General features: G+C 52.8%; 10 protein-coding genes. 7 read left to right on the top strand and 3 right to left on the bottom strand.

Annotated features, from left to right (window positions below):
- The first annotated feature begins 1 nt into the window (after position 1).
- The 7 genes from ribF (at position 2) to rihC (ending at position 8,214) form a co-directional block, all read left to right on the top strand.
- The gene (gene ribF, locus NA197_RS22290; RefSeq protein WP_000767311.1) at positions 2-940 is read left to right on the top strand and encodes a bifunctional riboflavin kinase/FAD synthetase; all 939 of its coding nucleotides are present in this window, start codon (positions 2-4) and stop codon (positions 938-940) included.
- Between the two features lie 44 nt (positions 941-984).
- On the top strand, positions 985-3,819 hold the full coding sequence (gene ileS, locus NA197_RS22295; RefSeq protein WP_064043356.1) for an isoleucine--tRNA ligase: 2,835 nt from the start codon (positions 985-987) through the stop codon (positions 3,817-3,819).
- Positions 3,819-4,319 (top strand): signal peptidase II, encoded by a 501-nt coding sequence (gene lspA / locus NA197_RS22300; RefSeq protein ID WP_000042739.1) that lies wholly within the window; start codon positions 3,819-3,821, stop codon positions 4,317-4,319. The genes ileS and lspA overlap by 1 nt, the downstream gene beginning before the upstream one ends.
- A gap of 154 nt (positions 4,320-4,473) precedes the next feature.
- The gene (gene fkpB, locus NA197_RS22305) at positions 4,474-4,923 is read left to right on the top strand and encodes an FKBP-type peptidyl-prolyl cis-trans isomerase (RefSeq protein WP_000047269.1); all 450 of its coding nucleotides are present in this window, start codon (positions 4,474-4,476) and stop codon (positions 4,921-4,923) included.
- A 2-nt stretch (positions 4,924-4,925) separates the two neighbouring features.
- Positions 4,926-5,876 carry a 4-hydroxy-3-methylbut-2-enyl diphosphate reductase gene (ispH, locus tag NA197_RS22310; protein WP_001166428.1) on the top strand — a complete coding sequence of 317 codons (951 nt, stop codon included), beginning with the start codon at positions 4,926-4,928 and terminating at the stop codon, positions 5,874-5,876.
- Between the two features lie 199 nt (positions 5,877-6,075).
- Positions 6,076-7,278, top strand: a complete 1,203-nt coding sequence (locus tag NA197_RS22315; RefSeq protein WP_000516320.1) for an XAC2610-related protein — start codon at positions 6,076-6,078, stop codon at positions 7,276-7,278.
- Positions 7,279-7,293: 15 nt separating this feature from the next.
- Positions 7,294-8,214, top strand: a complete 921-nt coding sequence (gene rihC, locus NA197_RS22320; protein WP_000127278.1) for a ribonucleoside hydrolase RihC — start codon at positions 7,294-7,296, stop codon at positions 8,212-8,214.
- A 21-nt stretch (positions 8,215-8,235) separates the two neighbouring features.
- On the opposite strand, the gene citB is transcribed toward rihC, so the two are convergent.
- The 3 genes from citB to NA197_RS22335 form a co-directional block, all read right to left on the bottom strand.
- On the bottom strand, positions 8,236-8,922 hold the full coding sequence (citB, locus tag NA197_RS22325; RefSeq protein WP_000377415.1) for a citrate response regulator transcription factor CitB: 687 nt from the start codon (positions 8,920-8,922) through the stop codon (positions 8,236-8,238).
- Position 8,923: 1 nt separating this feature from the next.
- Positions 8,924-10,543, bottom strand: coding sequence for a citrate sensor histidine kinase CitA (gene citA / locus NA197_RS22330; protein ID WP_064043357.1), 1,620 nt, complete (start codon positions 10,541-10,543; stop codon positions 8,924-8,926).
- Positions 10,544-10,677: 134 nt separating this feature from the next.
- Positions 10,678-10,773, bottom strand: a 96-nt coding sequence (locus NA197_RS22335; RefSeq protein ID WP_139385997.1) for a sodium ion-translocating decarboxylase subunit beta, incomplete at its 5' end; no start/stop codon positions are given.

The raw sequence follows: 10,773 nt of genomic DNA on the forward strand, positions 1-10,773 counted from the left end.
CATGAAGCTGATACGCGGCATACATAATCTCAGTCAGGCCCCGCATGGGTGTGTGCTGACCATTGGTAATTTCGACGGCGTACATCGGGGGCATCGCGCTCTACTGCAGGGTTTGCAGGAAGAAGGACGCAGACGCGGTCTGCCGGTGGTGGTCATGATTTTCGAACCGCAGCCGCTGGAGCTGTTCGCGACGGATAAAGCGCCCGCCCGCCTGACGCGCCTGCGTGAAAAACTGCATTACCTTGCGCAGTGCGGCGTGGACTATGTGCTGTGCGTGAAATTCGATCGCCGCTTTGCCGCTTTGACGGCGCAAACGTTTATCAGCGAACTGCTGGTGGAGCGACTTGGCGTGCAATTTCTTGCCGTCGGCGATGATTTCCGCTTTGGTGCTAGCCGCGCGGGCGATTTCTTGTTATTACAGAAGGCGGGGGCGGAGTATGGTTTTGCGGTTTCCAGCACCCAAACCTTTTGTGAAGGCGGCGTGCGTATCAGTAGTACCGCAGTGAGACAGGCGCTGGCGGAAGATAACCTGGCGCTTGCCGAAAGTCTGCTGGGACATCCCTTTACTATTTCCGGGCGTGTCGTTCATGGCGACGAGCTGGGACGTACCATTGGCTTCCCGACGGCGAACTTACCGCTGCGCCGTCAGGTCTCCCCGGTCAAGGGGGTCTATGCGGTGGAAGTCACCGGGCTTGGCGATAAGCCGTTACCCGGCGTAGCGAACATTGGCACTCGTCCAACGGTGGCTGGCGTGCGTCAACAACTGGAAGTGCATCTGCTGGACGTTGTAATGGACCTCTACGGTCGCCATATAGATGTAATACTGCGTAAAAAGATACGTAATGAGCAGCGATTTGCGTCGCTTGATGAGCTAAAAGCGCAAATCGCACGCGATGAGTTAACGGCCCGCAAGTTTTTTGGGCTAGCCGGGCAGGTGTAACCCTGACGGTGTTTATCAAACCGAAATACGGAACCGAGAATCTGATGAGTGACTATAAATCGACCCTGAATTTGCCGGAAACAGGGTTCCCGATGCGCGGCGACCTCGCCAAGCGTGAACCGGGAATGCTGGCGCGTTGGACCGATGATGATCTGTACGGCATCATTCGTGCGGCCAAAAAAGGCAAAAAAACCTTCATTCTGCATGATGGCCCTCCATATGCGAATGGCAGCATTCATATTGGTCACTCAGTTAACAAGATTCTGAAAGACATTATCGTGAAGTCCAAAGGGCTGTCGGGATTTGACTCGCCTTACGTGCCGGGCTGGGACTGTCACGGTCTGCCTATCGAGCTGAAAGTCGAGCAGGAGTTCGGTAAGCCGGGCGAGAAATTCACTGCCGCTGAATTCCGCGCCAAGTGCCGCGAATATGCCGCTACGCAGGTTGACGGCCAGCGTAAAGACTTCATTCGTCTGGGCGTGTTGGGCGACTGGTCGCATCCGTACCTGACCATGGACTTCAAAACCGAAGCCAACATCATCCGCGCGCTGGGCAGAATTATCAAAAACGGTCATCTGCACAAAGGCGCTAAGCCGGTGCACTGGTGCGTTGACTGCCGTTCCGCGCTGGCGGAAGCGGAAGTTGAATATTACGACAAAACGTCGCCGTCTATCGACGTGGCGTTCCGCGCCGTCGATCAGGATGCGGTGAAAGCGAAGTTTGGTTTGCCGGGCGTGAGCGGCCCTGTGTCGCTGGTTATCTGGACCACCACGCCGTGGACACTACCGGCTAACCGCGCCATCTCCCTGGCGCCGGACTTTGATTATGCGCTGGTGCAGATTGACGGCCAGGCGGTGATTCTGGCGAAAGATCTGGTTGAAAGCGTCATGCAGCGTATTGGCGCGGCTGAATACACCATTCTCGGCACCGTTAAAGGCGCGGAGCTGGAACTGCTGCGCTTTACCCATCCGTTTATGGGCTTTGACGTGCCGGCGATCCTCGGCGATCACGTCACCCTGGACGCCGGTACCGGCGCGGTACATACCGCCCCTGGCCACGGCCCGGATGACTACGTGATCGGCCAAAAGTATGGCCTGGAAACGGCTAACCCGGTTGGGCCGGACGGCGCTTACCTGCCAGGCACATATCCAACGCTTGACGGTGTTAACGTCTTCAAAGCGAACGATATCGTTATTGAACTGCTGAAAGAAAAAGGCGCGCTACTGCATGTCGAAAAAATGCAGCACAGCTATCCGTGCTGTTGGCGTCACAAAACGCCGATCATTTTCCGCGCGACCCCGCAGTGGTTCGTCAGCATGGATAAAGAAGGGCTTCGTCAACAGTCGCTGAAAGAGATCAAGGGCGTTCAGTGGATCCCGGACTGGGGTCAGGCGCGTATTGAATCAATGGTCGCTAACCGTCCTGACTGGTGTATCTCACGTCAGCGTACCTGGGGCGTACCGATGTCGCTGTTCGTGCATAAAGAAACGCAGGAGCTGCTGCCGATTGAGCGTACTCTGGCGGCGGTGGAAGAGGTGGCGAAACGCGTCGAAGTTGACGGTATCCAGGCGTGGTGGGATCTCGACCCGAAAGAGATCCTCGGCGAAGATGCCGATCAATACGAGAAAGTTCCGGATACGTTGGACGTTTGGTTTGATTCCGGTTCCACCAGTTACTCCGTGGTTGATGCACGTCCGGAATTCGCCGGTCATGCGGCCGATATGTATCTGGAAGGCTCTGACCAGCATCGCGGCTGGTTTATGTCCTCCCTGATGATTAGCGTGGCGATGAAAGGCAAAGCGCCATACCGCCAGGTACTGACTCACGGCTTCACCGTCGATGGTCAGGGGCGCAAGATGTCCAAGTCCATCGGTAACACCGTGTCGCCGCAGGATGTGATGAATAAACTGGGCGCGGATATCCTGCGTCTGTGGGTGGCGTCTACTGACTATACCGGCGAAATGGCGGTCTCTGACGAGATCCTCAAACGCGCTGCCGACAGCTATCGCCGTATCCGTAATACCGCACGCTTCCTGCTGGCGAACCTCAATGGCTTCAATCCGGCCACCGATATGGTCAAACCGGAAGAGATGGTGGTGCTGGACAGGTGGGCGGTGGGCTGCGCGAAAACGGCGCAGCAAGAGATTCTGAAGGCATACGAAGCTTACGACTTCCATGAAGTGGTACAGCGCCTGATGCGCTTCTGCTCCGTTGAAATGGGCTCGTTCTACCTCGACATCATCAAAGACCGCCAGTACACCGCGAAGGCCGATAGCGTCGCGCGTCGTAGCTGCCAGACTGCGCTGTATCATATCGCAGAGGCGCTGGTTCGCTGGATGGCGCCGATCATGTCCTTCACGGCTGATGAAATCTGGGGCTACCTGCCGGGCGAGCGTGAAAAATATGTCTTCACCGGCGAATGGTACGACGGGTTGTTTGGCCTGGAAGAGAATGAAGAATTTAATGACGCATTCTGGGACGATGTCCGCTATATCAAGGACCAGGTCAACAAAGAGCTGGAAAATCAGAAAGCCAATGGCATCAAATCGAACCTGGAAGCAAAAGTGACGCTGAAATATGCTGACGATGCTAACGGTACGATCAAGAAGCTGAAACTGTTGGGCGAAGAGGTCAGATTTATCTTCATTACTTCCCAGTTCGTGATTTCTGAGCAAGCGGGGGGTATTGATGATGAAAATATTCAGTACAATGCTGGTAATACGACAGTTCAGGCAGTGGTAACGCGTGCCGAGGGTGATAAGTGTCCGCGCTGCTGGCACTACACTACTGATGTCGGCAAGGTGGCGGAACATGCAGATATCTGCGGACGCTGTGTCAGCAACATCGCCGGTAATGGCGAACAACGTAAATTTGCCTGATGAGTAAACCACTCTGTTCAACAGGACTACGCTGGCTATGGCTGGTAGTAGTCGTGCTGATTATCGATTTGGGCAGCAAATACCTGATCCTCCAGAATTTCGCTCTGGGGGATACGGTAGGGCTGTTCCCGTCGCTTAATCTGCATTATGCGCGTAACTACGGCGCGGCTTTTAGCTTCCTGGCGGATAGCGGCGGCTGGCAGCGCTGGTTCTTTGCCGGGATTGCGATAGGGATCTGCGTAATTCTTTTGGTGATGATGTATCGCTCGAAAGCGACGCAGAAGCTGAATAATATCGCTTATGCGTTAATCATCGGCGGCGCGCTGGGTAACCTGTTCGACCGCCTGTGGCACGGCTTTGTTGTCGATATGATCGATTTTTACGTCGGCAACTGGCATTTCGCGACGTTCAACCTTGCCGATAGCGCGATCTGTATCGGCGCGGCGCTGATTGTACTGGAAGGCTTTTTGCCGAAGCCGACAGCGAAAGAACAGGCATAAGCGTAAATACCGGGTGGCGCTTATCCGGTTTTGTAGGCCTGATAAGCGCCGCGCCATCAGGCAAACGTGGTGCCGGATGGCGGTGAAAACGCCTTATCCGGCCTACGGTTTTATCGTTCTTTATGCCTCCGGGCAAAACACGTGAGCAATTTGCATGTCTAAATCCGTACAGAGCAACAGCGCGATCCTCGTTCACTTCACCCTGAAACTGGATGATGGCTCAACGGCGGAATCTACCCGCAATAACGGCAAGCCAGCCCTGTTCCGTCTTGGCGATACCTCGCTTTCCGAAGGTCTGGAGCAGCAGCTTCTGGGGTTGAAAGAAGGGGAAAAGAAAGCGTTTTCGTTGGAGCCTGACGCCGCGTTTGGCGTCCCCAGTCCGGACTTGATCCAGTATTTCTCGCGCCGTGAGTTTATGGCGGCGGGCGAACCGGAAGTCGGGGCGATTATGCTTTTTACCGCAATGGATGGCAGCGAAATGCCTGGCGTGATTCGCGAAATTAACGGCGACTCGATTACCGTTGATTTTAACCATCCGCTGGCCGGGCATACCGTTCACTTTGATATTGAAGTGCTGGAAATCGATCCGGCGCTGGAGGCATAAACATGCAGATCCTGTTGGCCAACCCACGCGGTTTTTGCGCCGGGGTAGACCGCGCTATCAGCATTGTTGAAAATGCGCTCGCTATTTACGGCGCGCCAATTTACGTTCGGCACGAAGTCGTGCATAACCGCTATGTAGTGGACAGCCTGCGCCAGCGCGGGGCGATCTTTATAGAGCAAATTAGCGAAGTGCCGGATGGCGCCATTCTGATCTTCTCCGCTCATGGGGTTTCCCAGGCGGTGCGTAACGAGGCGAAAAGCCGCGATCTTACCGTTTTTGACGCCACCTGCCCGCTGGTGACGAAAGTCCATATGGAAGTGGCGCGCGCCAGCCGTCGCGGTGAGGAATCTATTCTCATCGGCCACGCCGGGCACCCGGAAGTGGAAGGCACCATGGGCCAGTACAGCAACCCGGAAGGGGGGATGTACCTGGTTGAGTCGCCAGAGGACGTCTGGACGCTGAATGTCAAAAATGAAGGCAAGCTCTCCTTCATGACGCAAACCACGCTTTCCGTGGACGATACGTCCGATGTGATTGATGCGCTGCGTAAACGCTTTCCGAAAATCGTCGGCCCGCGCAAAGACGATATTTGCTATGCCACTACTAATCGTCAGGAAGCGGTGCGGGCGTTGGCGGAGCAGGCTGACGTGGTGCTGGTGGTCGGCTCGAAAAACTCTTCTAACTCTAACCGGCTGGCGGAACTGGCCCAACGGATGGGAAGAACCGCGTTTCTTATCGACGATGCGGCGGATATCCAGGAGGCGTGGGTGAAAGAAGCCGCCTGCGTCGGCGTCACCGCAGGCGCTTCCGCGCCGGATATTCTGGTGCAGAATGTTATTGCGCGTCTGCGCGAGTTTGGCGGCGGCGAAGCCGTCACGCTTGAGGGGCGCGAAGAAAATATTGTTTTCGAAGTGCCGAAAGAGCTGCGTGTGGATGTTCGTGAAGTCGAATAAGATTTCACAATTCAGAAATCTGCCCGATGACGCTACGTTAACCAGATCTTAAGAATTTCTTTTGATATTCAATGTGCGACAGGAAGAATAAGGCGTAGTCGTCATCCGGTGCTAATGCCCCACCTTTTTGCTATTCATCTGAAAAACCAGCACAATCGTTGCTGGTTTTTGGTTTGTAATACCTACAGGGATAAGGGAAATGGGCAAAATAAAATATGGATTGCCAACGTTACTCGCCATCGGCTTTTGGATGGACGCAACAAGCGCCACGGTGCTGGAGCTACCTGCCTGGGAGCGAAACTATACCGGGACTATCGCGGGGAAACCGGTAAACGTTAATATCACGCGATTTGGTAACTCTCTTAATGGGTATTACTGCTATGAACCTTGCAATCAGCACAAGGCAGTGATTGTTCTACGCGGCTCACTCCAGGATAAAGAGGTGCATCTTGAAGAACGCGTAAAGGCGCTTTCGGGTTACTGGAATGCGGAAATCTCCAGCAGTGAGATTAAAGGCGAATGGACGTCCGCAGATAAAAAACGACATTTTCCTGTTGCCCTTATCTATTACAAACCTAAAAACTCCCCTGATATTGTGCTGGTCACGAACACGAATGATGCAGGGGGTTACGACCCTTCCAAAGAGATTGCTTGCGGCAATACGCCGGCCATTTCGGCGATAAAATTATACCGTGATGGTAAACTCATACAGACCTTAGATACCGCCTCGGTGGGCACTTGTAGCCCGTTTATGCCTCAATGGGGGGATGTCAATTTTGATGGCTACCCGGATCTATCGATTGTAACAGAGTTACTTGCTGGGCCGGATGCTCCAGTACAAACATGGCTCTATGACCCCGCCAAACAGCGTTATGTTGATGCGCCAGCGTCTTATCAGGAAATCACTTCACCAGAGATCGATGCTGAACATAAACAGATTGTCAGCTATTGGCGCGGCGGTTGCTGCAGCCATGGCGTCAATGTGTATCGCTGGAAAGGAAAAACGATTGAACTGATCGATCGCGGTGAAAGCTACTTTCAGCCTGTGATAAGTAAAGGCAAAATGTATAACTGCTACATGACACCTTCCTACGCTGATGGGCGTATTATTTATCCGCTAGTACGTAAAAATGGTCATTTGACGCCGCCTCTTAGCCTTGATGGGACGTGTCAATCTTTTTGGCTAACCGGTAATGTTCGTACCGTGATTCAGGCAGAAAAACCCGGCGCTGAGCCCGAATCGCTTGAGATTCAGTGGCAGGAAAACAAAGCATCGCCAGGGCGTTTTTGCCCATTAGTTCCGTTTGTCGAAGGTGATAAGCTAAGTCCGCGTCTGGTGACGGATGACGATGTGCCTGATGCCTGTATCAGTCGCGCTGAGTATGAAGATATAAAACAATAGGTCAGGAGAGCATTAATGACAGCATCCCTACACATTATTCTTGATACCGATCCGGGCATTGATGACGCGGCTGCGATTGCCGCTGCGCTGTTCGCCCCCCAGCTTGATCTGCAACTAATAACCACCGTCGCAGGTAATGTTTCCGTTGAAAAAACGACCCGTAATGCGTTGCAGCTTCTGCATTTCTGGAACAGCGATATCCCACTTGCCCAGGGGGCCGCGACACCGCTGCTGCGTCCGTTACGCGATGCGGCATACGTCCACGGCGAATCCGGTATGGAAGGCTATGATTTTGTCGACCATCAGCGCCAACCGTTGGCGAAGCCTGCGTTTATCGCTATCCGGGATGTGCTGATGAACGCCCCGGAGCCCATGACATTAGTGGCGATTGGGCCATTGACCAATATTGCGTTGCTACTGATGCACTATCCGGAGTGTGCGTGTAACATTCACCGTCTGGTGTTGATGGGCGGTTCCGCAGGGCGCGGCAATTTTACGCCTAATGCTGAATTTAACATTGCTGTCGATCCGGAGGCCGCGGCGCTGGTGTTCCGCAGCGGTCTGGAGATTGTGATGTGTGGGCTGGACGTTACAAATCAGGCAATGCTCTCGCCAGATTTTCTGAATAAACTGCCCGCGCTGAATCGCACCGGTAAGATGTTGCACAGCCTGTTCAACCATTATCGCAGCGGTAGTATGCGCACTGGCGTCCGGATGCACGATCTCTGCGCTATCGCCTGGCTGGTGCGTCCGGAGCTTTTTACCCTGCAATCCTGTTTTGTGGCCGTAGAAACGCAGGGGCAATATACCGCCGGTACCACGGTGGTGGATATTGAAGGGCGTCTGGGGCAGCCCGCCAACGCGCAGGTGGCGCTGGCGCTGGATGTGGACGGTTTTCGTCAGTGGGTGGCTGAGGTGTTTGCCTATGCGCCGTAATTACATGTTGGCGCCATAATCTCATACTTTGCCGCGATAGAGTCTCTCCGGCCTGCCCACTTTCCCGTAGCTGATCTCCGCTTCGAGAAAGTTATTTTTCACGCCTTGTTCCAGATAGCGTCGGGCAGTGGTTTTACTGCTGCCCAGAATTTGCGCCAGAGTGTCTGCTGTATGTACTGCCTGCGGGTCGGCGAATATTTGTCGTACCCGGTTGAAGGTGTTTTCATCAATTCCCCGCAGTCCGCTATTCGGTTCTGCGGTTTGTTCTTTGGCCTGGATATTAAATAAGGCATCAACGTGCGTCTGGTTTGCCTGCTCACTGGAACGTAACGAACTGCGGTAACGGGTGAACCGCTCCAGGGTATGCTGCAGGCGCTGATAATGTACCGGCTTAATCAGATAATCGAATACGCCCATGCGTAAGGCATCGCTGATGGTATCCATATGATTGTCGGCGGTAATGAAAATAATTCGCCCCGTGTAGTTGGTGCTGATGGTATGACGAATTAAATCGATCCCTTTGCCATCGGGTAAAAAATTATCCAATAGAATTAACTGTGGTTGATAGAGGCGTATTTGCTTCTTCGCACTTTCCAGCTTGTCTGCGATACCGACGATTGAAAACTGAGGAAAAAGCTTGATGGTGTCCACCAGGATTTCCGCTAGCATCGGTTCGTCTTCAACGATGAGTGTCGTAATGCTATCCATGTTATTCTTCTCTGGTAAAAGGGATATAGAGGGTAAAAATGGTGCCAAAAGGATTATTGCTATCGACGATAATGTCGCCATTGGCCTGCTTGACGTAGCTGTGCACCAACCATAATCCAATTCCGTGATCGCCGTTGTTGTGGGTGGTCACTCCACGCTCGAAAATATGCTGGCGGATATTTTCGTCAATACCACATCCCTGATCGGCAACTTCAATAATGACTTCATTACCTTCGCTATTGATCAGGCACTCAATCTGTCGCGAGCCTTCGCGATTGAGCAGGGTGGCGTTATAGGCGTTGTCCAATAAATTGCCAACAATCGAAATCCATTCATTATGCGAGAGCGATGACGGCAGGTGTTCAACAAAGCTTGAAGGATCGAAAATCAGCTCCAGCCCCAGCTCTTTTGCCCGATAATATTTACCGATTAATAGCCCCGCAAGGTGGTGGTCGCGGAAATTATGGGAAATAAAATCGAGTACTTTCTGGTGGCTTTCCGACTGCTGCTGAATCAGCGCCAGCGCATTATCGTAGCGCTTCAGGAACAGCAGTCCGGCAATGGTGGAAATAAGGTTGCGATGCTCATGCTGCACGGCGCGCAGGTTATCGGCGTATTGCCGCACCTGGCTTAACTGCAGGCTGAGTGTATTGATATCGTCTTTGTTGCGAAAGCTAATAACCCAGCCCTGAGGCTGGTTGTCAATAATGACCGCCATGCGACTGGCGATGACTTTCATTTGGTTAAAGGTGACGATCTCATCTTTTTTGTTTTTTTGCGGCGCATCGTAAAAGAAGGCCTCCGGCAACACGACATGGTGGATTGCATAGCCAATGAGTTCAGACTCCGGTTGGCTCAGATTCAGTAAGCGGCGAGCCGTTTGGTTAATGGCGGTAATACGGTGATGGGAGTCAATGGCGATCAACCCTTCAAATACCGACTCAAATAACACGCTTTGCTGAATTAATAGTTGTGAAAGCTGCTGCGGCTCCATGTTAAGCATCTGCTTTTTAATATGCAGCGAGAAGCGGCGGGCGCAGTACAACAGCACCAGCAGCAGTAACGCCATCGGGAACAGCAACGAGCTGATTTGTAAGTTAAGCCAGCTCTCCAACTGTTCCAGAGTATAGCCGACGGAAACAATACCAATGACTTTACCGGTATTGTCCTGAATCGGGGATTTACCACGTAGGGAAGAGCCTAATGAACCTTTGCGCACCGATACGTAGCTTTTAGCGTTATACAGCGCGTCGTCGCTATCGCCGCCCTCCATATATTTGCCGATCTCATCCGGGTTGACGTGATACAGTCGCTGACCTTTTTCGTTGCCAACGGTAATGTAAGTCGCATCCGAAAACGAGCGCATTGGGTCAATCAGCGCTTTGATGCGTGACAAATCATGCGCCTCTACGGCTTCAACTAATTCTGGCATAGCGGATATTTGCATTGCCTGAATAAGCGCACGTTGGCCCACCTGATAATGCAGGCGTTCTTTCGTGATATCGGTCAGATACCAGGTGATTGCCAGCATCACGATGGTGGATGTAAACAGGATCAGTAGAAATATCCGGTTTTGAAACGAGCGTCTGGCAAACCAGCGTGTAATTTCCCGTATAAACATATTGGTATTTAGATATTTAATTACGGTATTTTCTTGCATTCGGCATCACCGGAACCTGAACCAGTTCATACTTACTTTTCTTTCAGAAAAAATTTGGATGAAAATGGGATACGACATGCGTATCCCATCCACTATTACATCGCCAGCACGTACTTCAGCATCACGCCCGCCGCAATGGCCGAACCGATAACCCCCGCCACGTTCGGGCCCATCGCGTGCATCAGCAGGAA

This window comes from Salmonella sp. NW884 (assembly GCF_051700745.1).
Taxonomy (GTDB): Bacteria; Pseudomonadota; Gammaproteobacteria; order Enterobacterales; family Enterobacteriaceae; genus Salmonella; species Salmonella enterica.